Genomic DNA, 22,270 nt, shown 5'->3' with positions numbered 1-22,270 from the left:
CCGCGGACCCGGTAGGCCGCCCACCCCCGCCCCGCACACCCCCACCGGAACCACCACCACGCCGCCCCACGCCGCCCCCCACTCCACCCGAACCCAACCGCCCCTCCGAACCACCACGCCACACCCCACCGGAACCGCCAGCACGCCCATCCACCCCACGCCCCCCAGCCGAACCCCCACGCCCAGCCGAACCCCCACGCCCGTCGGAACCCCCACGCCCGTCGGAACCCCCACGCCCGTCGGAACCACTACGCCCGTCGGAACCGCCACGCGAAGACCCCACAGAACCACCACTTCCGTCCACTCCACCCACGCCCGCCGAACTTCCACGCCCCGCAGAGCCATCGCGCGACGACCCAGCGGGACCACCACCACGTCCAACCGAGCCACTCACGCCCGCCGCCCCCCCACGTCCCCCGGAGCCACCGCGCGACAACCCGGCAGAGCCTCCACCACGCCCGTCCAAGCCGCGCGAGCCCTCGCGCCCATCGGAGCCACCACGCGACATCCCGCCGGAACCAGCACCGCGCCCGGCCACCCCACGCCCCTCAGCCGAACTTCCATGCCCATCAGGGCCGTGCCCGCCCGAGCCCTGACGGCTGGTTCGGCGCTGGTCGGTGGGCTTGTCCTGGCCTCGCCGCCATGGGCCGTCCGCGCTGTTGGCGGGCGTGCCCGCATCCTCTGCCCGAGGGGAAGGGTCACCGCCGCGCGCGCCACCCGCGGGCGGTCGCCCGCTGCCGGAGTTCGGGACTCCCCGACCGTCCTCCGGCTCGTACTGCCCAGCCATCCCTCATCGCCCCCTGTTGAGCCGTCCCCCACCAGCAACCGCTGCCACCCGCCGCGCGGTGGTGACGCGCGGAGATCGCTCCCTGATCACTGCCCGCCACCTCCTTCGCCGTTCGGTCGATCGCCGCCTTGATCAGCGGCTCCCTGCTCTGCGTTTTGATCTAAGGCGTTTTGATCCGGGGCGTTCTGGTCCGAGTCCGACGGCTGTGCGGCGCCCTGGTCGGACTGTCCCGTCGAGTCGGGCTGGTCTGCCGGGTCGGCTGTGGGGGTGGGCACCGGAGTCGGCTCGCCGACGACGGTCACCGTGCCGTCCGGGTTGACCTTCAGCCAGGCCGAGTCACCCGCGGGCACCATGCCCAGCTCCCTCGCCCGGCGCGCCAGCTCGGGCGCGGACTCCAGCCGGGCGACCTCGCGCTGCAGGACGGCGGCCTGCTCGGCGAGGCGGGCAGCTTCCTCCTTCGCGGCCTCCAACCGGTACGAGTCGGCGATCGCCTGGGTCGACAGCCACAGCGTCGCCGCCACCCCGACCACCAGAAGGGCGATGATCGCCACGACGAACGACGCGCGCCCGGCGCTCGCCTCCCCGCCGCTCGCGTCGGCCCGCTGCTCACCCGCGCGGCGCTCCGGCTGGGACCGCCGCGCCTGGGCCCGTTCGGCCACCGCCCTGCGCGCGCGCCCGAACCGGCCGGGTCGATCACCGCGCTCCGGCCGCGCCGGGGCCTCCACCCGGCCACCGGCACCCGACCGCGGCCGCCTGCCCGCGTCCCCCCGGCGATCACGTGCGCGCCGGAGTTTGCCGCCGGTACCGGTCTCGGCGGGCTCGACTTCCTCGGCCGCGCGCTGGGAACGCCGCACCGGCGTGGTCGGCTCGCCCGTCTCCGCGGTGCCGCGCTGGGAACGCCGCACCGGTGTCCTCGGCTCACCGGCGTCGGCCCCCGTCCCCCGCTGGGAACGGCGGATCGGGGTGCTCGGCTCACCCGCGTCGATGTCACGGGCCGCCCGCTGGGAGCGGCGGACCGCGGTGCTCGGCTCATCCCCGGCCGCTCGCCGGGAGCGCCGCACCGACGTCCTCGCCTCGGGGGCATCGCCTTCAGACCCGGCGCCACGACGCGAACGCCGCGCGGATGCCCCAGGCTCCACCGAACCGGCACCCGCACTCCCGAATCCCACCCCGCGACGCGAACGCCCCACGGGAGTCCCGGGCTCCGCAGAACCAGCACCCGCGCTCCCGGACCTCGCCCCACGACGCGAACGCCCCGCCGACGTCCCGGGCTCGGCAGAACCACCGTCAGCACCCCTGGACCCCGCCCCACGACGCGTGCGTCGCGACGATGTCCCGGGCTCCGCGAAACCGGCACCGCCGGACCCCGCCGCGCCACGCGAGCGCCGCGCGGAAGCCCCCGGCTCCACCGGACCGGCACCCGCGCTCCCGGCCCCCGCCGCATCACGCGAGCGCCGCGTGGGAGTCCTTGGCTCCGCGGAAGCGCCATCAGCGCTCCCCGTCCCGCGGCGCGGGCGTCGGTCCTGGGTGCCCGGGTCGGTGTGGACGTCCGCGGGCTCGTCCCGGCGCGAGCGGGTGCGGGGCAGGTCGTCGTCCGTGTCCGGGGTGGGGCGGCGGGCCGTGGTACCGGTGCGGCGGCGGGAGCGGGTGGCGGCGCGCTCGTCGTCGGAGCGGCGGCCGCGGCGGTTGCGGGGTTCGGGGGCGGTGGCGTCAGCCCCGGCGGCGCGGCGCTCGGCCGCGAGTTCGGCCTTGCCGCGTGGCGCGTCCTCGCCCGTGTCGCGGGAGCGGCGGGCGGGGGCGCTCATGTGTCCTCCCGGATGCGTTCCGCGGCGCGGAGGCGGACGGATTGGGCGCGGGGGTTGGTGGCGGTCTCCTCGGGGTCGGCCTGTTCGGCGCCACGGGTGAGGAGGCGGATGCGGGGGGCGTGGTCGGGCAGCTCCACCGGCAGCCCCGGGGGGGTGGTCGACTTCGCCAGCTCGGCCAGGGCCTGCTTGACGATGCGGTCCTCCAGCGACTGGTAGGACTCCACGACGATGCGCCCGCCCACCCGCAGGGCCGACAGCGCGGCGGGGACCGCCCTGCGCAGGACGTCCAGCTCGGTGTTGACCTCGATGCGCAGCGCCTGGAACGTCCGCTTCGCCGGGTGCCCGCCGGTGCGCCGGGCGGGCGCGGGCACCACGGTGTAGATCAGCTCCACGAGCCTGCCGCTGGTGGTGAACGGCTCGGTCGCGCGCGCGGCGATCACCGCGGCGGCGATGCGCGGGGCGAAGCGCTCCTCGCCGTAAACCCGCAGGACGCGCGCGAGGTCGCCGTGGCTGTAGGTGTTCAGCACGTCGGCCGCGGTCTGGCCGCTCGACTGGTCCATGCGCATGTCCAGCGGCGAGTCCTTGGAGTACGCGAAGCCGCGGTCGGCGACGTCCAGCTGCATCGAGGAGACACCGAGGTCGAACAGCACACCGTCCACCCGCGACAGTCCCAGTCCGGACAGTGCCTCCGGCAGTCCGTCGTAGACGGTGTGGACCAAGTGGACCCGCGAGCCGAACGGCGCGAGCCGCTCGCCCGCGAGCTTCAGCGCGTCCCGGTCGCGGTCCAGCCCGACGAGGGTCAGCGTGGGGAAGGCGGTCAGCAGCGCCTCGGAATGCCCGCCGAGGCCGAGGGTGGCGTCCACCAGCACAGCGGGGCGGTCGGCCACCGCGGGCGCGAACAGCTCGAGGATGCGGTCGAGCAGGACGGGCACATGCCGCGGCTCCGTCATCGCCACACCCCTCTCCTCCAGACCAGGTCCCTGTCGGATGCCGCCAGGTCCCCGCCCGCTCGTCGGACCTGGCGCCGGGGAAGGTGCGCCAGGGCCGAAAGCGAGCGGACCGAGGCCAAACGGCACCCGACCTCCGTCGTGTTCGGCACGCTTCAGAACACGCCGGGCAGGACCTCCTCCCGAGCCTGGGCGTAGCTCTCCTCGTGGTCCTCCAGGTAGGTCGCCCAGGACTGGGCGTCCCAGATTTCCAGCCTGGTGATCGCGCCGATGACCACGCACTCCTTCGACAGCCCGGCGTAGCGCCGAAGCTCCGCGGCGATGGGAATGCGACCTTGGCCATCCGGGCGCTGCTCGTCGGTGCCCGCGAACAGGTAGCGCTGGTACGCCCGGACCGCCTCGTTGGTCAGCGGGGCCGCGGCGACCTTGCGCGCCATCTCCTCGAACTCCGCGCGTGGAAACACATAGAGGCAGTGATCCTGACCCTTAGTGACCATCAGCCCACCCGCAAGCGCGTCCCGGTACTTGGCGGGCAGCGTCAGCCGCCCCTTGTCATCCAGCTTCGGGGTGTGCGTGCCAAGGAACATGACACCCACCTCCCCACCGACCTGTTGGATCGGCAGTGGGGACCCCTGCTGCCCCACTGCGGGCCACACTACCCCACTTTTCACCACAGTCAACGCGAATCACGGGGGTTCCGCTTCGTCAACCGGCGCGTTTTCGCAGCTAGAGGCAGAGGGCGCGAAGTGGGGGACGAAGTGGGTCATGACCGCCCAGGGTTACCCAAATGCGGCCACAATCGGCCATTAGTGGCCGAAAAGCTCTCTCAGCGGCCGTTGAGAGCCTGTTCGCGCTCTCAAGTGGGGAATGGTGGGGAACGACGGGGAGCCGACTGATCAGGCACAAAACGGACGAACCCCACCAATAGCGGAGAGTAGTCAAACGGCGACCGATGCAACTTGCACACCGACCCACCCATCGTGATAGGCAATGGCTACGAATGGGCAGGCAAAAGGCCGAGGCAAAGCTGACAATTGACCAGTTGAGGACGTTGTCCACAGCCCCGCCGAGGCCGTCGGGTACTTCGCCCCGGTTTGACACACTTCATGACAGGCTGACGCGGCCCCGGGCGTACCCCCGGACCGCAGCCGCAGTGGCGTCGGCGGAGCCGGAAGAACCGCCGGACAGCATCAGGAGGTCGAGTGACGTCTAGTACCCCGCCCACCGCCCTGCCGGGCCATCCCTACGCGGGGCCGGGCGCCGGGCGCGAGGGGACGGCCTCCCCGTACGCGGCCAACTCCGACGGGCACCGGCCCGCGCTGCTCGACCTGCACAGCACCGCCCAGCGCATCGCCGCCAACGTCGAGCGGGTCCTGGTCGGCAAGCCCGAGGTCGTGCGGCTCGCGCTGGTCACCCTGCTCGCCGAGGGCCACCTGCTGGTCGAGGACGTGCCCGGGGTCGGCAAGACGTCGCTGGCCAAGGCGCTGGCGCGCTCGATCGACTGCTCGGTCAGCCGCATCCAGTTCACCCCGGACCTGCTGCCGAGCGACGTCACCGGGGTGTCGATCTTCAACCGGCAGACCAACGAGTTCGAGTTCCGGCCCGGCCCGGTGTTCGCCAACATCGTCGTCGGCGACGAGATCAACCGCGCCTCCCCCAAGACGCAGTCGGCGCTCCTGGAGTGCATGGAGGAGCACCAGGTCACCGCGGACGGCACGACCTACACGCTGCAAGAGCCGTTCATGGTGATCGCCACCCAGAACCCGATCGAGATGGAGGGCACCTACGCCCTCCCGGAGGCCCAGCGCGACCGGTTCACCGCGCGGGTGTCCATCGGCTACCCGGACCCGCAGGCCGAGCTGGCCATGGTCGACGAGCACGCGGGCCAGGACGTGATGCGCACGCTGGGCTCGGTCTCCGACGGCGACCAGGTCCGCTCGCTGATCGAGACGGTGCGCGGCGTGCAGATGTCGCACGAGGTGCGCCGCTACGCCGTCGAGCTGGTCAGCGCCACCCGCAGGCTCTCCGAGATCCGCCTCGGCGCCTCGCCCCGCTCGACGCTGCACCTGGTCCGCGCCGCGCGCGCCCAGGCCGCGCTGTCCGGGCGCGACTACGTGGTTCCCGACGACATCCACGCCATCGCCATCCCGGTGCTGGCCCACCGCCTGGTGCTCACCCCGGAGGCGCAGGCGGCCCGCCGCTCCCCCGCCGAGCTGATCCGGGGCCTGCTCCAGCGCGTGCCGGTGCCACAGCCCGCACCGGACCGGGGCAGCGCGCCCTGGTCCGCCGCGCACGGCCGCTAGGAAGGGACACCGATGCGGGGTGCGCTGTCGGGGCTGACCACGCGCGGGCGCTGCCTGCTCGCCGCGGGGCTGGCGGCCGGGCTGTGCTCGCTGGTGCTCAACGAGCGCGACCTGCTGCGGGTCGCGGCGTTCATCGTGGCGCTGCCGCTGCTGGTGAGCGGGGTGACCGCGCTGTCCAGGGTCGGCCTGCGCGCGCAGCGCCACATCGCGCCCGCCCGGGTGCAGGTCGGCGGGCGCGCGGAGGTGACCCTGCACCTGCACAGCAGCGGCAGGCTCCCGACCGGCGGCCTGCTGGTCTCCGACGACGTGCCGTACGCGCTCGGCGGCAAGCCCCGGTTCGTGGTGGAACACCTGCCCCGCCACGGCGGCACCCAGCTGAGGTACGGCCTGCAGCCGATGCTGCGCGGCATCCAGCAGATCGGCCCGCTCAAGGCCACCGTCACCGACCCGTTCGGCCTCGCGGAGTTCGAGCGCGACCTCGCGGGCTCGTCCCGGCTGGTCGTGGTGCCCAGGGTGGTGCCGCTGCGCGGGGTCCCCGGCGGCTCCGGCCTCGGCTCCGGCGACGACGGCTCGGTCCGCCTCAACGCGGGCAAGGGCGAGGACGACGCGGTCGTGCGGCCGTACCGCCAGGGCGACGACCTGCGGAAGGTCCACTGGCGCTCGACGGCCAAGCGCGACGAGATGATGGTGCGCGTCGAGGAGAGCCCGTGGCGCGGCGGCACGACGGTGCTGCTCGACCGCCGCGTCGTCGGCCACCGCGGCTCGGGCGCGGGCTCCAGCCTGGAGTGGGCGGTGTCGATGGCGGCGAGCGTCTGCGTGCAGCTGCACCGCCACGGCCACCAGATCCGGCTCGTCACCGAGACCGGCGGCATCGTGGTCACCGATCCCGGTGACGGCAGCCACAACGACGGCCTCGTCCTCGACGCCCTGGCCGCGCTGCAGCCGGTGCACCAGCGCGAGATCGCCTGCCCGGCCGACCCCGGCCACGGCCAGGAGCTCATCGCCATCGTCGGCTCCGCCACCGCGGCGTCGCTGTCGCACCTGATCCGCCACCGCACGCGCGGCGCCCGCAGCCTCGCCGTGCTGCTCGACGTCGCCGCCTGGGGCCCCGGCGACAGCGAAAGCGACCCCCAGGGCGCCGCGGCCCTGCTGACCGGCGCGGGCTGGGGCGTGGTCACCGCCAGGCCGGAGGTCCCCATGACCCAGATCTGGTCCGACCTCTGCCGCACCGGCAGCAAGCGCACCGACGGCATGAGCATGGGAGTGGGCAGATGAGCGTCCGGCAGACGCGGCGCCCGCCCGCCGCCCCGAGCCCGGCGGGCGACCAGCACGCCACCCAGGCGCAGTGGTCGGTGACGGTCACGCCGGTCGTCGCCGCCCTCACCGCGCTCTGCGCGTCCACCGCGCTGGCCGGGGTCATCGACGGGATGCGGTGGCTCGGGTACGCGGGCATCGCCGTGATGGTCGTCACCGCCACCGGGCTCGGTCTGCGGGCCCTGCGCACCCCGACCATCCTCGTCGCCCTCGCGCAGATGTTCGCCCTGTTCTGCCTGCTGGTGGCCCTGTTCACCAACAGCGGCGTCCTCGGCCTGCTCCCCGGCCCGACCGCCATCGGCGACCTGGGCAGAGTCCTCGAGTCCTCGGTCGAGGCGGTCCGGGTCGGCGTCCCGCCGGTCCCGCCGACCACCCCCGTCCTGTGCCTGGTGGTCATCGCCATCGGCCTGGTCGCCGTCCTCGTCGACACCCTCGCCGTCGCGGCGGGCACGCCCGCTGCCTGCGGCCTGGTCCTGCTCTGCGTCTACGCCGTCCCGGCCTCCCTGGCCGAGGAGATGCTGCCGTGGTGGTCCTTCGTCCTCGGCGCCTCGGCGTTCGCCGCGCTGCTGGCCGTCGACGGCGCGCACCGCCACCACGTCTGGCGCAACCGGCCGGTCATGCCCGGCACGGGCCGCGGCATGGGGTCGCCGTCGGCGCTGGTCTCCGGGGCGCTCATCGTCGGACTGGTCGTCGGCGCGACGGCCACCGCGGTCGGCACCGTGGGCAGCCTGCCCGGCGGCGGGTCCGGCGGCGGCGGCGCGGGCGGGCTGGCGCTCAAGCCGTTCACCGCGCTGCGCGGGATGCTGAGCCAGGGCGCCAACGTCGAGCTGTTCCGCGTCCGCGGCCTCGGCACCGACGGCCGCTACCTGCGCGCCCTCACCCTCCCCCGCTACGACGGCGCGGGCGGCTGGCAGCCCGCCGAGGCGCTGCCGGACAACGTCGCGGCCAGCGGCGACCTGCCGCTGGGTCCCGGCGACGACGGCGGCGGCCTCATCACCCCCATCGAGATCGAGCCGGTCAACTCCGAGGACCTCTGGGCCCCGGTGTACGGCGTGCCGCGCCGGGTCCGCGACCTGCCCGCCGGGATGTTCTACGACCCCAGCGGGGGCATGATCTACTCGCGCAACCAGCGCAAGCTGCCCAAGTACGTCGAGGAAGCCGACCTCAGCCAGCCCAGCGCCGACGAGCTGCGCACCACCGGCACCGACTACGGCGAGCTGGACCCGATCTACCTGATCAACGACGGCATCGACCCGCAGGTGGTCGACCTGGCGATCAGCCTCACCGAGGACAAGCCGACCGTCTTCGACAAGGCGCTGGCCATCCAGGAGTACTTCGCCAGCGCCAACGGCTTCCAGTACCGGACCCAGACCAGCGGCGCGAGCGGCGTCGAGGCGCTCAGGGACTTCCTGTTCGGCGCCAAGATCGGCTACTGCGAGCAGTTCGCCTCCGCCATGGGCATCCTGGCCCGCGCCGCGGGTCTGCCCGCCCGGGTCGCGATCGGCTACACCGCGGGCTTCCAGTCCGGCGACTACCGCTCGATCACCACCCAGGACGCGCACGCGTGGGTCGAGGTCTTCTTCCCCGGCGAGGGCTGGGTGACCTTCGACCCGACCCCACTCTCGGACGGGCGCGGCTACCAGCCGCCCTACGTCGACGACTCCACCAGCACCGACCCCTCGGCCGGGGTCACGGAGGAAGAGGTCCCCTCCGGCCAGGACGACCCGTCCGGCGCGCCGCAGGACGAGCTGACCGACGAGCAGGACCCCGCCGCGGGCGCGGACCAGGACGACCAGGGCATGTCGGTGCCGTGGCCGGTGTGGGTCGGCCTCGGCCTCGGTGTGCTGGCGACCGCGGCGGGCGTGGGCGGGCGGCGGCGGAGCCTGCTGCTCGGGGTCGCCGCCGCGGCCGGGATCGCCGCGGGCTTCTTCCTGCTCGGCGCCGTGTCGTGGTGGCTCTCGGCGCTCTGGCTGGTCCTGGCGCTGGCCGCGGTCCCGGCCGCGGTGCGGGAGTGGCGCCGCCGCAGCCACCGCCACACGCTCCTGCCCGGCGTCGCGGGCCGCCACGACCCGGCCACCACGGCCTGGCGGGAGCTGCTGGCCGAGTCCCTGGACCGCGGGGTGCCCGTGCCCGAGTCCGACACCGTCCGGCTGGCGGCCCGCCGCATGGCGAAGGACCACAGCCTCGACGAGCCGGGCAAGCAGGCCCTGCGCACGGTGGTCGACTCGGTCGAGCGCTCCTGGTACGCCGGGCGCACCGAGGCCGACCCGAACCTGCGCCCCGCCTTCGACGAGGTGGTCCGGGGCCTGCGCCGCACGTCGCCGCTGGCGTTCAAGGCCAGGGTGCTGCCGCGCTCAGTCCTCCGACGGCGCGGCGCAGGCGGCACTGACAACTAGTTACCGGCACAACCGGCCACTCATGGACAGACAGCCGCCGGTCCAGCCTTTCCAGCTGACCACCGGCAACCAGCCACCCATCGGGCAGACGACGACGCCGGTTCAGCCCTCTCGGGCGAACCGGCGTCGCTGTGGGTTCTAGCGCTCCTCGTCGAAACGCTTGCGGAACCGCTCCTCCATGCGTTGGGAGAAGCCGCTGCTCTTGCGGGGTGGCGCGGCGCCCGAGGTCTCGCCCTCGCCGTCAGCCGCGACGGCGTCGCCGCTGCGGAAGGACGTCCAGGCGAGCAGGGCGCCGCCGAACATGATCAGGAAGCCGAGCAGGCTCACCACGGGGACACCGGCAAGTTTCGGCAGCATCACACCGGTCACGAGCAGGACAGCACCTACCACCAGCAGGACGATGCCCTGCAGTTTCCGCCGTCGGGACGGCTTGCGTAGACGTGCTCCTCGGACGGTGGAGGCGAACTTCGGGTCCTCTGCGTAGAGCGCGCGCTCGATCTGGTCGAGCAGTCGCTGCTCGTGCTCGGAGAGTGGCATCGTTCCTCCTCCGGCACTGCGGTCGCGGGCGCCGGGCGATCACGGGTTGCCGCCGGACCCGGCGGGCACCCCGCACTGGGGGTGTCGTACTCCAGGATACGGCGCATTCCACGCCGCGACTACCCGATCCGCCCTCACCGTGCGACAGCTTTGCCGGACTCCTCCTTCCGATGGGAATCGGTCATCCCCGCAGTACGTTGCGTGTCCTGTCGGTCACTCTCAGCACCCAGGGCGATGGGCGCCCCGAGCAGGGAGTCCGGGATGGCGAACGCGTCGACGAGTGTCGCCGCGTGCGGGCGCAGATGGCGGCACAGCGCGTTGACCGCGCCGGTCACGGCCTTGGCCTTGGCGGTGGTGAACCGGCCGTGCCCGAGGAACCAGTCCAGGTCGGCCTCGATGTTCGAGAGCACGTAGAGGTCGCACACCCGGTTCAGCAGCGGCGAGGGGTCGCGGTCGATGGCGGCGACGAACGCCTCCAGGACGACCCGGTCGACGTGGGCCCGAGCGGCCCGCAGCACGTGGTCCTGGGCGCTGTTGAACACCTCGAAGGCGTCGGCGGCGGGGTCGGCCGCCCGGCGCAGCCTGCGGGCCAGGGTGTCCAGGACGTGCTTCTCCCGGTCCTCGAACACCCTCAGGTGCCAGCCCCGGTTGAGCAGGTCGGTCTCCTCGTCGCGCGGGGTCACCGCGTTGACCAGCCGCTCGATGAGCGAGCGCGCGGCCGTGCGCTCGATCACGGTCGCGACGAACTGGTCGGCGATCACCCTGGCCACGCCCCGCTCGCCGATGTGCTGTTGGTACCCGGTGAGCAGGCCCTTGGCGACCAGCTGCAGCAGCACGGTGTTGTCGCCCTCGAAGGTCGTGAACACGTCGGTGTCGGCCTTCAGCCGGGGCAGCTGGTTCTCCATCAGGTAGCCCGCGCCGCCGCAGGCTTCCCGGCAGGTCTGCGCGGTCCGGGTGGTGTGCCAGGTGCTGACCGCCTTCAGGCCCGCCGCGCGCGACTCGAGTTCGCGGCGGTCGGCGTCCTCCGGCAGGTCGTGCAGGGCGGAGACCATCTCCTCCTGCGCGAAGTGCAGGGCGTAGGTGGTGGCCAGGGCGGGCAGCAGCTTGCGCTGGTGGGCGAGGTAGTCGAGGACGACGACCTCCTCGCCGGTGTCCGGGTGCTCGAACTGGCGGCGCACCAGGCCGTAGCGGATGGCGATGGCCAGCGCCTTCTTGGCCGCGCTGCCCGCCGCGCCCGCCACGCTGATCCGGCCGCGGATGAGGGTGCCGAGCATCGTGAAGAAGCGTTTGCCGTCGCCGTGGATGGGGCTGTGGTAAGTCCCGTCGGCGTCGACGGCGCCGTGGCGGTCGAGCAGGGCGTCGCGGGGCACGCGGACGTTGTCGAACCACAGCCTGCCGTTGTCCACGCCGTTGAGCCCGGCCTTGGGCCCGCAATCCTCGATCCGCACGCCAGGCGCCGGGGCGCCGTCGGCGTCGCGGATCGGGACCAGCAGCGCGTGCACGCCGTGGCCGACCCCGCCGACGACGAGCTGGGCGAAGACCGCGGCGACGCGGCCGTCGCGCGCGGCGTTGCCGATGTACTCCTTGCGGGCGGCGTCGTCGGGGGTGTGCACGATGAAGCCGTCGCCGTCGAAGGTCGCCGTGGTGCGCAGGCGCTGGACGTCGGAGCCGTGCCCGGTCTCGGTCATGGCGTAGCAGCCGGGCAGGTCCAGGTCCATCAGGCCGCGCAGGTACGCGTCGTGGTGGCGCTCGGTGCCCAGCGCCTCGACCGCGCCGCCGAACAGGCCCCACTGCACGCCCGCCTTGACCATGACCGACAGGTCGCCGAAGCCGAGCATCTCGAAGGCGGTGAGCGCGCCCCCGGGGTCGCCGCCCCCGCCGTACGCGGCGGGGAAGCCGATGCGCGGGTAGCCGGTCTCGGCGAGCGCGCGCAGCTCGGCGAAGACGACCGCGCGGTAGTCCTCGGTGGTGAGGTCGGCGGTGTCGGGCAGCCCGCGCTTCGCCATGTCCGCCCGGGTGGCGGCGCGCACACCGGCCCACCGGCCGTCGAGCAGGGCGGTGAGCGCGGCGGCGGGCACGGCCGGGGTGTCCGGGATGTCCATGGCCCGACGCTAGTGCCGCCCCCGGCGGAGTGCTCGCTGGCGCGAGGTCCCGTCCTGCGGTTGGGTTGTCGGCATGGATCCCGTCTCGGCGCTCAAGCAGATCGCGCTGTTCCTGGAACGGTCGGGCGGTCCCACGCAGAAGGTGCGCGCGTTCCGCCGCGCCGCGCAGGTCATCGCCGACCTGCCGCGCGATGAGGTGCGCACGCGCGCCAAGGCAGGGACGCTCACGTCGCTGCCCGGCATCGGCAACTCCACGGCGAAGGTGATCAGCGAGGCGGTGGCGGGCGGTGAGCCCGTCTACCTGACCGAGCTGCTGGCGAGCGCGGGCGGCGCGGTGACCGGCGGCAGTGCCCTGCGCGAGGCCCTGCGTGGGGATTGCCACACCCACTCCGACTGGTCCGACGGCGGCAGCCCGATCCGGGAGATGGCCGAGGCGGCGGTCAAGCTGGGCCACGAGTGGATGGCGCTGACCGACCACTCCCCCCGGCTCAAGGTCGCCCGCGGGCTCAGCGCCGACCGCCTGCTCCGCCAGCTCGACGTCGTCGCCGAGCTGAACGCCGAGCTGGCCCCGTTCCGCGTCCTGACCGGCATCGAGGTCGACATCCTCGATGACGGCGCCCTCGACCAGCGCCCTGAGCTGCTTGAGGCGCTCGACGTCGTGGTCGCCAGCGTGCACTCGAACCTGCGGATGCCGCGCGGGGAGATGACCAGGCGCATGGTGGCCGCGGTGTCCAACCCGCTGGTCGACGTCCTGGGCCACTGCACGGGCAGGCTCGTCACCGGCCGCGGCAGGCCGGAGTCGGAGTTCGACCCGGAGGAGGTCTTCGGCGCCTGTGCCGAGCACGGCGTCGCCGTGGAGATCAACTCCCGCCCGGAGCGCCGCGACCCACCCCTGCGCCTGCTGCGCCAGGCCGTGGAGATGGGCTGCGTCTTCGCCATCGACAGCGACGCGCACGCCCCCGGCCAGCTGCACTGGCAGCCCTACGGCTGCGAGCGGGCCGAGGAGTGCGGGGTCGAGCCGGAGCGGATCATCAACACCCGGACGGCCGACGAGCTGCTCGCGGCGTTTTAGGCGGTGTTCCGGGACAACAACCCCGGGCTGAGCGGCAGACTCGGCGGCCATGGGCCTGTCGGTGTCAGCAGGCGTCCCGTAGAGCGAACTCCGCCCACACCGCCAGCCCGCCGTCGCCGCCGCGGTGTCCCCACGCGGTGCTGACGGCGGCCACGATCGCCAGGCCGCGACTGCGCGGTGTGTTCGGCGAGAGCGGCACCAGCACCGGGTTGGCACCCAGGCCCTGGTCGCTGACCTGGACCCGCAGGCACCGGTCCACCTGGCTGACCAGCTCCAGCTCCAGCACCACCTCGCCCGCGCCGTGCTCCACCGCGTTGCTGACCAGTTCGGAAACGGCCAGCAACACGTCCTGCACGGTCTCCTCGTCCACGCACCAGGACTCCAGGATCGCGGCGGTGAAGTAGCGGGCGGAAGCGGCGGCTCCGGGCTGCGGCCGCAACCGCAGGAGCGCGGTCCGGGACTGCTTCCCGTCCGCGTCCGCGTTCCCCCTCGCAGCCCCTGTCTTCATGCGCGGAGACATACCCCGTCCGACGGACGGCGAACCACCGCGGGCGGCACTACGTGAGTCCGAACACACCGGAGAGGCCGGTGATCTCGATGATCCGCCGGACCCGGTCGTGCGGGGAGCGCAGTTTCAGAGTGCGACCGGCGTCCTCGGCCTGCTTGCGCGCGGCCACCAGCACCCGCAGCCCGGCGGAGTCCATGAACTCCACTTGGGCCAGGTCGACCTCGATCGTCGCGGCGTTCGAGCCGGTCAGCGCGTCGCTCAGGGCGCGCTCCAAGTCTGCGGCGGTGGCCAGGTCCACCTCACCGGACACCGAAATGACGATCGGGTCGGCGCCCTCGGTCTTGGTTTCCACGCCACGTCCTTCCTCAGCCGTAGTGCCTGCCCGCAACACCCTAATCACCCCGCACCCATCACGGGTTACGACAACACCGTTTCACCCCCAACCGCGCCGGGTAAATGGGAGTCGACCCCGCCGAGCGGCGGGCACCCGAGGGAGGGATTGCCATGGCCGAGATCACCCGTCTGCCGAAGCCGGTCGCCGAGTCCTGGACCTGGCAGTTGCAGGGCCTGTGCCGCGGGTCCGACGCGATGATGTTCTTCCACCCGGACGCGGAGCGCGGACCCGCTCGCTCCGCGCGCGAAGAGCGGGCCAAGGCCATCTGCCGGGTGTGCCCGGTGCTGGAGCAGTGCCGGGAGCACGCGCTGGCCGTGCAGGAGCCGTACGGGATCTGGGGTGCGATGGGGGAAGGCGAGCGCCGGACGCTGATCGCTCAGCGGCGCCGGGCGCTCAAGGCGTCGTGACGCCGCGGGAGACGGGACTGTCGCTGGGGAAGGGACGCCGGGGAAGCGGCGGGGCGCCGCTTCGTCCGCTCTGACGTATCGGATTTCTCACTGGTCTGCATCTCTCACCGGTCGGCTGGACCGCGCCTTGGTCATGAGGCGCCCGCTGACCGATCCGCCGCTCGCCGCTCCTGAGGACTGTCCGCGAGGACCTGTGTCAGCCCGCGAGGGTCGAGTCCTCACCCAACCCTGCCTTGAGCTGGCGCAGGGTCTTCGCCAGGAGCCGGGACACCTGCATCTGGGAAACGCCGACTCTTCGGGCGATGTCCGACTGGCTCATGCCTCTGAAGAACCTGAGGACGAGGATGCGGCGCTCGCGCTCGGGCAGGGCTTCCAGGAGCGGAGCCAGGGCCCGGCGGTTGTCGACCTCGTCGAACTGCTCGTCCTCGTAGCCGAAGCGGTCCCCCGTCGGCTCGGCGAGCCGGGCGTCGAGGGACGTGCCCTGCTTCCCGGCGCCCGCGACCAGGGCCTCGTAGACCTGTTCGCGGTCCAGGCCGAGGTGGTCGGCGAGTTCTGAGGGCTTGGGCGCCCTGCCAAGTGCCTGGCTGAGTTCCGCGCTGGCGGAGGCGACCGTCACGTGGAGTTCCTTGAGCTGCCTCGGGACGCGGACGGCCCAGGCGGTGTCGCGGAAGTGGCGGCGGAGCTCACCCATGATCGTGGGGACGGCGAAGGCGTAGAAGTTGCCCCGGGTGACGTCGAAGCGGTCGATCGCCTTGATCAGCCCGATGGTGGCGACCTGCACGAGGTCCTCGAGGGCCTCGCCGCGGCGGTCGAACTTGCGGGCGAGGTTGTGGGCCAGGTCCAGGTAGGCCGCGACGGCCTCCGAGCGCAGGACGGCACGTCTGGGATCGCCCACCGGGAGGGTGGCCAGTTCGGCGAACCTCGGGTCGATGTCTGTGTTGTCGCTCACGGGTGGTCCGCAAGGGTTGGCCGGGCCACCAGTTCCACGGTGATCCGGTGCACGGCCACGTCCACGGCGGCCACCGGCTCGACGAGCTCGGTGACGGACTCGGCGAGGGCGGTCAGGATCTGCCAGGCCAGCGGGTCCATCGATGGGGGCCTGGAGTCCACGGCGTTGACCTGCACGCGCACGCGCAGGGCCTGCGGCTCCGGCTCGAAGACGCAGTGCAGGCGGCTCTCGGGCGCCGCGGCCCGGACCAGCAGCGAGCACGCCTCGTCAACCGCCATGCGCAGGTCCTCGATCGCGTCGAGGTCGAAGTCCAGTCGCATCGCTATGTCGGCGGCGAACGAGCGGACCAGTGGCACCTGGTCGGCGTCCGCTCCCACCTGCACGTCCACGGCCTTGACCCGAGTAGCTCTGGTCACCGTCTCGGTTTCCACCTCTGACACCCTGCTTCCTCCGCTTCTCTGGCTACCCCCCGCCAGACGTAAGTGTGGAGCGGGGTGGGATTCGCTGTCCAAGTTTGGACGCCATTCTCCACCCCGCCCCACGGCGGCGAAGTCCGCCAGGTCAGTACCCAGGACTTACCGGGTTCAAACCCCTCAATCAGCGAAAGTTGTTCCGGGTGTAGGCGAGGCTGAAGGCGCCCTCCCCCGCGAAGTACTGGGCGACCAGGTAGGCGGGATCGGTGGCCAGCGTCCCGCGCGGGATGTCGGAGCCGTCGTTGCCGTCGTCCCAACCCCACGGCGCGTTGGCGGAGTTGGCCTTGCCGTTGTCGCCGCGGAAGGTGCCATAGCCTGCGAACGTGGTCGCACTGTGCCGCCGGGCCCACATGCCATTCGCGTCGAACACGCTGACCAGGCGGTAGCCGACCGAGCTGTCGCTGCCCCCGGAGGGCACCTCGCTCGTCCCCGACGGGTAGTAGACGACGCCGTCGCCGCCGGGGAACGCCGCGCCGTTCCAGGCGTAGAGGCCGTGGCCCTTGGCCTCCTGGCGGGTGGTCGGGCGGGCGAAGCCGCCGTAGGACTGGGTGATCAGCGTGCCGTCGACGTTCTCCCGGCCCGCGGTGTACGGGCTGCCCGCGGGCACGTAGGAGTAGAAGTCGCTGTGGGCGACGGTGACCATCGCCTCCAGCCGCCCGTGCGACGAGCCGTCACGGCGCACGGTCAGGACCATGCCCTCCAGGTCGTTCTCGTGCGTGAACTGGCGAAACGGGTCAGGGAAATCTTCCCAGTCGCGCGGGTGGTAGAAGGAGTAGCCGATGAACCAGTGCGTCGAGGTCTCGACCACCGAGTAGTAGGCGGCGCCGGTGAGCCTGCCGGGGTTGTCGTCCTGGTGCTCCCAGTTGTTCAGCGTGTCCCACTCTCCGTCGTAGTCGACGGCGGTGACGTAGTCGGCGTCGTAGTCGCTGGAGTCGGTGTCCTGGTAGTGGATGGGCGCCCAGCGCGTGGCCAGTTCCAGGTCGGTCACCGCGGCGGCGGGGGCGCCCAGGGCAACGGTCGTCGTGGCGGTCAGGGCGGCCAGCAGAGCGGCGGCTCGGCGGGGAGTGGGCATCGACGGTCCTTTCCGGAAGTCGGTGATGTCTGACTACCGGAGGGGATCGACGCGCGGATGACATCTGCCGGAACCGGTACCGGGTCTTGGATGATCTTCAAGTGTCCGCGCTCGAACAGCCGTGCTAGCGTCGCGGATATGGCCGACGTGCTCGTACTCGTTGACGTACAACGAAACATGGTCCGGCCGCCCACCCCGGTGCCCGACGCCGAGGCTGTGGAGACCGCGGTGGCCGAACTGCTGACCCGCGCCCGGATCGCCGGGGTGCCGGTGGTGCACGTGCGCAACAACGGCGGCACCGGCGACCCCGACGAGACCGGCACCCCCGGCTGGGAGCTGATCCACGACGTGATCGGCGGCGAGCCGATCATCGACAAGAACGACAGCGACGCGTTCACGGGCACCCAGATGGCCGACGTCGTGCCCCCGGGCACGCGGCTGATCATCGCCGGGATGCAGAGCGAGTACTGCGTGCGCGCCACCGCCCTGTCCGCGCTGCGCCGGGGCCACCAGGTCGTCCTGGCCAGCGGCGCGCACGCCACCTACGACGGCGAGGCCGACGCGGCCACCATCTCCCTGGGCGTCGAGACCGACCTGGCCGCGGCCGGGGTCGCGGTGCAGGGCCACGCCGAGATCGTCTTCCGGCGCGACTGAGGCACGCCCTACTCCGGTTTGGGCTCCGTGGCGCCCGCGCGCTCGGGCCGCTCCCCCAGCAGCGCGGCGGGCCGGACCGCGGCCTTGCCGAACTTCAGGCGCGCCTTGTCCGCGGCCTGGTCCGCCTCGCGCCACCCGTGGTCCGGCGTGTCGATGGCGAGCTGGTCGCGGCCCGCCGGTCCGAGCTGCTCCATCCGCACCCCGATCAGGCGGACCGCGCCCGGCGGGGCGTGCTCGGTGAGCAGGCGCACGGCGGTGCGGTAGATCTCCTGGGTGACGTCGGTGGCCACCGGGACGGTGCGCGAGCGGCTGATGGTGGTGAAGTCGGCGTAGCGCACCTTGATCGACACCGTGCGCCCGGCGAGGCCGCGGGCGCGCAGGGTGGCGGCCGTGCGCTCGCAGAGGCGCAGCAGCTCGCGGGCGAGCAGGACGCGGTCGTGGTGGTCGACCTCGAAGGTCTCCTCCGCCCCGATGGACTTCTCCGCCGTCTCCGGGACCACCCCGCGCCCGTCATGCCCGCGGGCCAGGGCGTACAGGTGCTCGGCCACGGCGGCCCCGACCGCGCGGCGCAGGCGCGGCAGGGACGTGGCCGCCACGTCGGCGACCCGCTCGAGCCCGATCGCCGCCAGCCGGTCGGCGGTGGCCTTCCCCACGCCCCACAGCGCCGAGACGGGCAGCGGATACAGGAACTCGGTGATCTCCCCGCGCGGCACGACCAGCATGCCGTCGGGCTTGGCCAGCCCGGAGGCCAGCTTCGCGGTGAACTTCGTCGGCCCCACCCCCACCGAGCAGTCGATCCCGTACTCGGCCCGCACCCGGGCCCTGATCCGCTCCCCGATCTGCGCGGGCGTCGCCCGCATCCGCCGCAGGGCCCCCGCGACGTCCAGGAACGCCTCGTCCAGGCTCAGCGGCTCCACCAGCGGCGTGATGTCGCGGAAGATCGCGAGCACCCCGGCCGAGACCTGCTGGTAGAGCTCGAAGGTCGGCGGCAGGAACACCGCCTGCGGGCACAGCCGCCGCGCCTGCCCGGTGGGCATCGCCGAGCGCACCCCGTACTCCCGCGCCAGGTAGTTCGCCGAGGACACCACCCCCCGGACCCCCACCCCGCCCACCACGACCGGCCGCGGCGCCAGCTCCGGCCGCTCCCGGATCTCCACCGAGGCGTAGAAGGCGTCCATGTCCACGTGCAGGATCGGGCAGCCGGTGTCATCGGGCCAGACACCGTCACGAGCGCGGTACCGCTCCACCAACCCCCGCGGCAACTCCCCGCTGCGCCCCATGCCCGCCAGACAACCACAGCCGACCGACAACCGCCCCACCCGGCCGACCGGCTCCGGCAGACCAGGTCAGGACCTTCCAATCACCCAGGGCCGATCACCCCAGGGCCACTCACCTCAGCGGTCCGCCATCTCAGCGGCCAATCAGCTCGGCGGCCAATCAGCTCAGCGGCCGGCCACCTCAACGGCCAATCACCTCAGCGGTCGATCAGCTCAGCGGCGGGCCACCGCGTGCAGCCGGGTGGCGATGTCCCGCAGCGGAGCCATCGTCGCCGCCGCTGCCTCCAGCTCGGCGAGGGCGTCGACCGCGCCGGGGCTGTTCTCCAGCACCGACCCCGGCACCAGGTCCGCCAGCACGCCCAGGCCCTGCATGACGTGCACGGTCAGGCCCGCGTCGTCCAGCAGCGCGCGCAGGCCCACCGTGTCGAACCGGCGGGATTCGCCCTCCATCGGGCCCGCCAGGAGCTTGCGCGCCTCGGCCAGCTTGCCCGACACCGCGCGCTGGATGACCGCGGCGAAGCGGTTCGCCACGACCACCGAGACCGCGCCGCCCGGGGCGACCGCGGCGGCCAGGGCGCTCATCGTGACCTTGGGGTCGTCCACGACCTCCAGCAGGCCGTGGGCCAGCACCAGGTCGAAGCCGGGCTCGACCAGCTGGTCAAGGGCATCGCTGTCACCCTGGACAGCGGTCACCCGCACCCCGGCGTCCTCGGCCCTGCGGTGCAGGGTGGCCAGGGCGTTGGGGCTGGGCTCGACGACGGTCACCTCGGCGCCCGCGGCGGCCAGGGGGACGGCGAGGACGCCACTGCCGCCCCCGACGTCGAGCAGCCGCGGCGGCTGCCCGCCCCGGCGCTCCCGGGCGGCGGTCAGCTCGGCGTCCAGCACGCGGCGAACAGGATCGGGGCGCATGAATCGAAGCGTAGAGACCTTAAGGTGGCAGCGTGCAGACGGTGGCAGTGCTCAGCCTCAAGGGCGGCGTCGGCAAGACCACGGTGGTGCTCGGGCTGGCCTCGGCCGCGCTGCGCCGCGGGGCCCGCACCCTGGTGGTCGACCTGGACCCGCAGTGCAACGCCACGACGACGCTGGACCCCGCCGAGACCGAGTCCACCCTGGCCGACGTGCTGGAGACCCCGCACCCGGCGGTGATCAGGAAGGCCATCGCCCCCAGCGCCTGGAGTGACGAGGTCGACGTCCTGGTCGGCTCCGAGGACGTCGAGTCGCTCAACGACCCGGACCCCGGCCCGCGCAGGCTGGAGAAGCTGGGCCGGGCCCTCTCGGAGCTGAAGACGATGCTCACCGAGGACGAGCTGCCCTACCAGCTGGTGCTGATGGACTGCCCGCCGTCGCTGGGCAGGCTGACCCGCTCGGCGCTGGTCGCCGCGCAGGGCGCGCTGCTGGTGACCGAGCCCACGGTGTACGCGGTCTCCGGCGCGCAGCGGGCCTTCGAGGCGGTCTCGGACACCCGCGAGGAGCACAACCTGAACCTGGTCACGCTGGGGGTCGTGGTGAACAAGGTGCGCTCGCACTCCTACGAGCACCAGTTCCGCATAGCCGAGCTGCGGGAGAGCTTCGGCTCGCTGGTGATGCCGGTCGCCCTGCCCGACCGGCTGGCCGTGCAGCAGGCCCAGGGCGCGTGCATGCCGATCCACCAGTGGCACACCCCCGGCGCGCGGGAGGTGGCGCTGGCGTTCAACCTGCTGCTGGCGCGGGTGCTGCGCAGCGGCCGCCGGGGCAGGCACCAGGCCATCGACTGGCCGGATGACGACGACGCCGAGGCAGCCGAGGTCTGATGCCCGAGGGTGACACCGTCTTCCGCGCCGCCGCGGCCCTGACCGCGGCGCTGGATGGCCAGCGCCTGGTCCGCGGCGAACTGCGCCACCCCCGGCTGTCCACAGTGGATCTCGCGGGCCGGGTCGTGGTCGGGGTGCGGCCGGTGGGCAAACACCTGTTCGTGCGCTTCGACCGGGACCTGAGCCTGCGCAGCCACCTGGGCATGGACGGCGCGTGGCAGGTCGGCGGCCGGTGGCGGCGCCCGGCGCACCAGGTCCGCGCGATCCTGGCGACGGCGACGACCCAGGCGGTGGGCTTCTCGCTGCACGAGATGGCGCTGGTGCCCACCGGCCAGGAGGACACGCTGGTCGGACACCTGGGCCCGGACCTGCTCGACCCGCGGTGGGGTCCCGACCTGGCCGAGCAGGCGGCCCGGCGGCTGGGCGCCGAACCGGGGCGCGCGCTCGGCGAGGCGCTGCTGGACCAGCGCGTCATGGCCGGGCTGGGCAACGTGTACAAGTCCGAGGTGTGCGCGGTGCTCGGCGTGACGCCGTGGACGCCGGTCTCGGAGGTGGACACCGCCCGCGTCGTGGAGGTCGGCCGGGACCTGATCTACCGCAACCGCTTGCGCGTCACGCGGTGCACGACAGGCGACCCGCGTCGGCCCACCTGGGTGTACAACCGGACCCGTTACCCCTGCCTGCGCTGCGGCGGGCCGATCCGGCGCGCGGACCAGGCGGAACGGGTGTCCTACTACTGCCCGGCCTGCCAGTCAGGACCAAAGCCCGAGGCTTAGGCCGTGTTCCAGATGTGGAGCACGGCCTAGGGGCACCAGAGGATGCCGCACGGCCTGCGGGTCGTGGTGGTGGTCCGTCGAGTCGTCGTGGTGGTGGTCGTGACGGGCGGCGGCGGGGGCGTCGTCGTGGTGACGACGGTCGTGGTGGGGGGCTGCTCCCCGGGCACGGTCGTGGTCGTCGTCGTTGTGGTGCTGGTCATGGTGGTCGTCGTGCTGGTCCCCGACGTCGACGTGGCGCCGGGGAGCGGCATGCCCGCCGAGGTGGCCGAGACGAGCGTGCCGGAGATCTCGACGACCTGTTGGCCCACCTCAGCAGGGTCTTGACCGGGCTCGGCGGGGGTGTCCACGCCGGGCTGGGGCGTGGGGAGCCCGCGGAGCTGCGGTCCCCCGCTCAGGCCCTCGAAGAACAGCGCCGCGGTCGCCGCTCCGATCAGGGCGCCTACGGCGACACGTCCGACCCCGGCCACCAGGAGTCCCTCCGACCTGTCAAGTGAGTAAGTTTCCGCATACGCTGTGTATTCGGGGAACGACCCTAGCATCCCCCATAAGTGTGGTGCCGAAAATACGTTGAACTGGACCGCGACCTCGACATAGCTTGTGCGTACACAGGAGAGGAGGTGGTCCAGAAGTGAATTCCCTTCGGACTCGTGAGGTGGCTGTCCGCTAAGGACATCCACGGCGAATACCAGGCAGTCACCCGGCCCTCG

Annotated in this window: 21 protein-coding genes; 8 read left to right on the top strand and 13 right to left on the bottom strand. The window is 73.0% G+C overall.

Annotated features, from left to right (window positions below; genetic code table 11):
• Positions 1–873: 873 nt before the first annotated feature.
• From ACTG9Q_RS08175 to mraZ, 3 genes are all read right to left on the bottom strand, one after another.
• On the bottom strand, positions 874–1,848 hold the full coding sequence (locus tag ACTG9Q_RS08175) for a hypothetical protein (RefSeq protein ID WP_455572008.1): 975 nt from the start codon (positions 1,846–1,848) through the stop codon (positions 874–876).
• Between the two features lie 740 nt (positions 1,849–2,588).
• Positions 2,589–3,542, bottom strand: coding sequence for a 16S rRNA (cytosine(1402)-N(4))-methyltransferase RsmH (gene rsmH / locus ACTG9Q_RS08170; protein ID WP_455572042.1), 954 nt, complete (start codon positions 3,540–3,542; stop codon positions 2,589–2,591).
• A 152-nt stretch (positions 3,543–3,694) separates the two neighbouring features.
• A complete protein-coding gene (gene mraZ / locus ACTG9Q_RS08165) occupies positions 3,695–4,126 on the bottom strand; it encodes a division/cell wall cluster transcriptional repressor MraZ (protein WP_455572007.1) in 432 nt (143 codons plus the stop codon).
• A gap of 615 nt (positions 4,127–4,741) precedes the next feature.
• Between mraZ and ACTG9Q_RS08160 the strand changes: the two genes are divergently transcribed.
• From ACTG9Q_RS08160 to ACTG9Q_RS08150, 3 genes are read left to right on the top strand one after another with little or no spacing between them, the layout of a single operon-like run.
• Complete coding sequence (locus ACTG9Q_RS08160; protein WP_455572006.1) at positions 4,742–5,842, top strand: AAA family ATPase; 1,101 nt, start codon at positions 4,742–4,744, stop codon at positions 5,840–5,842.
• A gap of 12 nt (positions 5,843–5,854) precedes the next feature.
• On the top strand, positions 5,855–7,117 hold the full coding sequence (locus ACTG9Q_RS08155) for a DUF58 domain-containing protein (protein WP_455572005.1): 1,263 nt from the start codon (positions 5,855–5,857) through the stop codon (positions 7,115–7,117).
• Positions 7,114–9,552, top strand: coding sequence for a transglutaminase TgpA family protein (locus ACTG9Q_RS08150; protein WP_455572004.1), 2,439 nt, complete (start codon positions 7,114–7,116; stop codon positions 9,550–9,552). The genes ACTG9Q_RS08155 and ACTG9Q_RS08150 overlap by 4 nt, the downstream gene beginning before the upstream one ends.
• 138 nt (positions 9,553–9,690) lie before the next feature.
• On the opposite strand, the gene ACTG9Q_RS08145 is transcribed toward ACTG9Q_RS08150, so the two are convergent.
• Together ACTG9Q_RS08145 and ACTG9Q_RS08140 are read right to left on the bottom strand one after the other, a co-directional pair.
• The gene (locus tag ACTG9Q_RS08145) at positions 9,691–10,089 is read right to left on the bottom strand and encodes a DUF3040 domain-containing protein (RefSeq protein ID WP_455572003.1); all 399 of its coding nucleotides are present in this window, start codon (positions 10,087–10,089) and stop codon (positions 9,691–9,693) included.
• 134 nt (positions 10,090–10,223) lie between these two features.
• Entirely contained in the window at positions 10,224–12,191 is a 1,968-nt protein-coding gene (locus ACTG9Q_RS08140; RefSeq protein ID WP_455572002.1) for an acyl-CoA dehydrogenase family protein, read from the bottom strand.
• Positions 12,192–12,264: 73 nt separating this feature from the next.
• Here ACTG9Q_RS08140 and ACTG9Q_RS08135 point away from each other — a divergent pair, with 73 nt between their 5' ends.
• Positions 12,265–13,263 (top strand): PHP domain-containing protein, encoded by a 999-nt coding sequence (locus tag ACTG9Q_RS08135; RefSeq protein WP_455572001.1) that lies wholly within the window; start codon positions 12,265–12,267, stop codon positions 13,261–13,263.
• Between the two features lie 64 nt (positions 13,264–13,327).
• Here the strand turns inward: ACTG9Q_RS08135 and ACTG9Q_RS08130 are convergent, their stop codons facing one another.
• Together ACTG9Q_RS08130 and ACTG9Q_RS08125 are read right to left on the bottom strand one after the other, a co-directional pair.
• Positions 13,328–13,771 (bottom strand): ATP-binding protein, encoded by a 444-nt coding sequence (locus tag ACTG9Q_RS08130; RefSeq protein ID WP_455572000.1) that lies wholly within the window; start codon positions 13,769–13,771, stop codon positions 13,328–13,330.
• Between the two features lie 49 nt (positions 13,772–13,820).
• A complete protein-coding gene (locus tag ACTG9Q_RS08125) occupies positions 13,821–14,123 on the bottom strand; it encodes an STAS domain-containing protein (protein WP_455571999.1) in 303 nt (100 codons plus the stop codon).
• A gap of 152 nt (positions 14,124–14,275) precedes the next feature.
• Here ACTG9Q_RS08125 and ACTG9Q_RS08120 point away from each other — a divergent pair, with 152 nt between their 5' ends.
• Complete coding sequence (locus ACTG9Q_RS08120) at positions 14,276–14,572, top strand: WhiB family transcriptional regulator (RefSeq protein ID WP_455571998.1); 297 nt, start codon at positions 14,276–14,278, stop codon at positions 14,570–14,572.
• Between the two features lie 196 nt (positions 14,573–14,768).
• On the opposite strand, the gene ACTG9Q_RS08115 is transcribed toward ACTG9Q_RS08120, so the two are convergent.
• The 3 genes from ACTG9Q_RS08115 to ACTG9Q_RS08105 all read right to left on the bottom strand — a co-directional run bounded on the left by ACTG9Q_RS08115 (position 14,769) and on the right by ACTG9Q_RS08105 (position 17,066).
• On the bottom strand, positions 14,769–15,521 hold the full coding sequence (locus ACTG9Q_RS08115) for a SigB/SigF/SigG family RNA polymerase sigma factor (protein ID WP_455571997.1): 753 nt from the start codon (positions 15,519–15,521) through the stop codon (positions 14,769–14,771).
• The gene (locus ACTG9Q_RS08110) at positions 15,518–15,937 is read right to left on the bottom strand and encodes an ATP-binding protein (RefSeq protein WP_455571996.1); all 420 of its coding nucleotides are present in this window, start codon (positions 15,935–15,937) and stop codon (positions 15,518–15,520) included. The genes ACTG9Q_RS08115 and ACTG9Q_RS08110 overlap by 4 nt, the downstream gene beginning before the upstream one ends.
• A gap of 181 nt (positions 15,938–16,118) precedes the next feature.
• Positions 16,119–17,066, bottom strand: a complete 948-nt coding sequence (locus tag ACTG9Q_RS08105; RefSeq protein WP_455571995.1) for a hypothetical protein — start codon at positions 17,064–17,066, stop codon at positions 16,119–16,121.
• A gap of 138 nt (positions 17,067–17,204) precedes the next feature.
• On the opposite strand from ACTG9Q_RS08105, the gene ACTG9Q_RS08100 reads away from it, so the two are divergent.
• Positions 17,205–17,720, top strand: a complete 516-nt coding sequence (locus tag ACTG9Q_RS08100; protein ID WP_455571994.1) for an isochorismatase family protein — start codon at positions 17,205–17,207, stop codon at positions 17,718–17,720.
• Positions 17,721–17,728: 8 nt separating this feature from the next.
• Here ACTG9Q_RS08100 and ACTG9Q_RS08095 read toward each other — a convergent pair whose 3' ends face one another.
• Positions 17,729–19,000 (bottom strand): DNA polymerase IV, encoded by a 1,272-nt coding sequence (locus ACTG9Q_RS08095; RefSeq protein ID WP_455571993.1) that lies wholly within the window; start codon positions 18,998–19,000, stop codon positions 17,729–17,731.
• A 210-nt stretch (positions 19,001–19,210) separates the two neighbouring features.
• Complete coding sequence (locus ACTG9Q_RS08090; protein ID WP_455571992.1) at positions 19,211–19,906, bottom strand: class I SAM-dependent methyltransferase; 696 nt, start codon at positions 19,904–19,906, stop codon at positions 19,211–19,213.
• Positions 19,907–19,938: 32 nt separating this feature from the next.
• Here ACTG9Q_RS08090 and ACTG9Q_RS08085 point away from each other — a divergent pair, with 32 nt between their 5' ends.
• Together ACTG9Q_RS08085 and ACTG9Q_RS08080 are read left to right on the top strand one after the other, a co-directional pair.
• Entirely contained in the window at positions 19,939–20,787 is an 849-nt protein-coding gene (locus ACTG9Q_RS08085; RefSeq protein WP_455571991.1) for a ParA family protein, read from the top strand.
• Positions 20,787–21,563, top strand: coding sequence for a DNA-formamidopyrimidine glycosylase family protein (locus ACTG9Q_RS08080; protein WP_455571990.1), 777 nt, complete (start codon positions 20,787–20,789; stop codon positions 21,561–21,563). The genes ACTG9Q_RS08085 and ACTG9Q_RS08080 overlap by 1 nt, the downstream gene beginning before the upstream one ends.
• A gap of 26 nt (positions 21,564–21,589) precedes the next feature.
• Here ACTG9Q_RS08080 and ACTG9Q_RS08075 read toward each other — a convergent pair whose 3' ends face one another.
• The gene (locus ACTG9Q_RS08075) at positions 21,590–22,030 is read right to left on the bottom strand and encodes a hypothetical protein (protein ID WP_455571989.1); all 441 of its coding nucleotides are present in this window, start codon (positions 22,028–22,030) and stop codon (positions 21,590–21,592) included.
• Between the last annotated feature and the right edge of the window lie 240 nt (positions 22,031–22,270).

The sequence above is a fragment of the Actinokineospora lacus genome (assembly GCF_053813445.1).
The sequence above is the reverse complement of the archived record's forward strand: the minus strand, read 5'-3'. Positions and strand labels throughout refer to the sequence as shown.

What these genes read in the sequence shown, in the direction of transcription:
- ACTG9Q_RS08140 (WP_455572002.1), bottom strand. Translation starts at nt 12,191, where the DNA reads ATGGACATCCCGGACACCCCGGCCGTGCCCGCCGCCGCGCTCACCGCC.
- rsmH (WP_455572042.1), bottom strand. Translation starts at nt 3,542, where the DNA reads ATGACGGAGCCGCGGCATGTGCCCGTCCTGCTCGACCGCATCCTCGAG.
- ACTG9Q_RS08130 (WP_455572000.1), bottom strand. Translation starts at nt 13,771, where the DNA reads ATGAAGACAGGGGCTGCGAGGGGGAACGCGGACGCGGACGGGAAGCAG.
- ACTG9Q_RS08080 (WP_455571990.1), top strand. Translation starts at nt 20,787, where the DNA reads ATGCCCGAGGGTGACACCGTCTTCCGCGCCGCCGCGGCCCTGACCGCG.
- ACTG9Q_RS08105 (WP_455571995.1), bottom strand. Translation starts at nt 17,066, where the DNA reads ATGCCCACTCCCCGCCGAGCCGCCGCTCTGCTGGCCGCCCTGACCGCC.
- ACTG9Q_RS08155 (WP_455572005.1), top strand. Translation starts at nt 5,855, where the DNA reads ATGCGGGGTGCGCTGTCGGGGCTGACCACGCGCGGGCGCTGCCTGCTC.
- ACTG9Q_RS08145 (WP_455572003.1), bottom strand. Translation starts at nt 10,089, where the DNA reads ATGCCACTCTCCGAGCACGAGCAGCGACTGCTCGACCAGATCGAGCGC.
- ACTG9Q_RS08090 (WP_455571992.1), bottom strand. Translation starts at nt 19,906, where the DNA reads ATGCGCCCCGATCCTGTTCGCCGCGTGCTGGACGCCGAGCTGACCGCC.
- ACTG9Q_RS08100 (WP_455571994.1), top strand. Translation starts at nt 17,205, where the DNA reads ATGGCCGACGTGCTCGTACTCGTTGACGTACAACGAAACATGGTCCGG.
- ACTG9Q_RS08150 (WP_455572004.1), top strand. Translation starts at nt 7,114, where the DNA reads ATGAGCGTCCGGCAGACGCGGCGCCCGCCCGCCGCCCCGAGCCCGGCG.
- ACTG9Q_RS08120 (WP_455571998.1), top strand. Translation starts at nt 14,276, where the DNA reads ATGGCCGAGATCACCCGTCTGCCGAAGCCGGTCGCCGAGTCCTGGACC.
- ACTG9Q_RS08095 (WP_455571993.1), bottom strand. Translation starts at nt 19,000, where the DNA reads ATGGGGCGCAGCGGGGAGTTGCCGCGGGGGTTGGTGGAGCGGTACCGC.
- mraZ (WP_455572007.1), bottom strand. Translation starts at nt 4,126, where the DNA reads ATGTTCCTTGGCACGCACACCCCGAAGCTGGATGACAAGGGGCGGCTG.
- ACTG9Q_RS08135 (WP_455572001.1), top strand. Translation starts at nt 12,265, where the DNA reads ATGGATCCCGTCTCGGCGCTCAAGCAGATCGCGCTGTTCCTGGAACGG.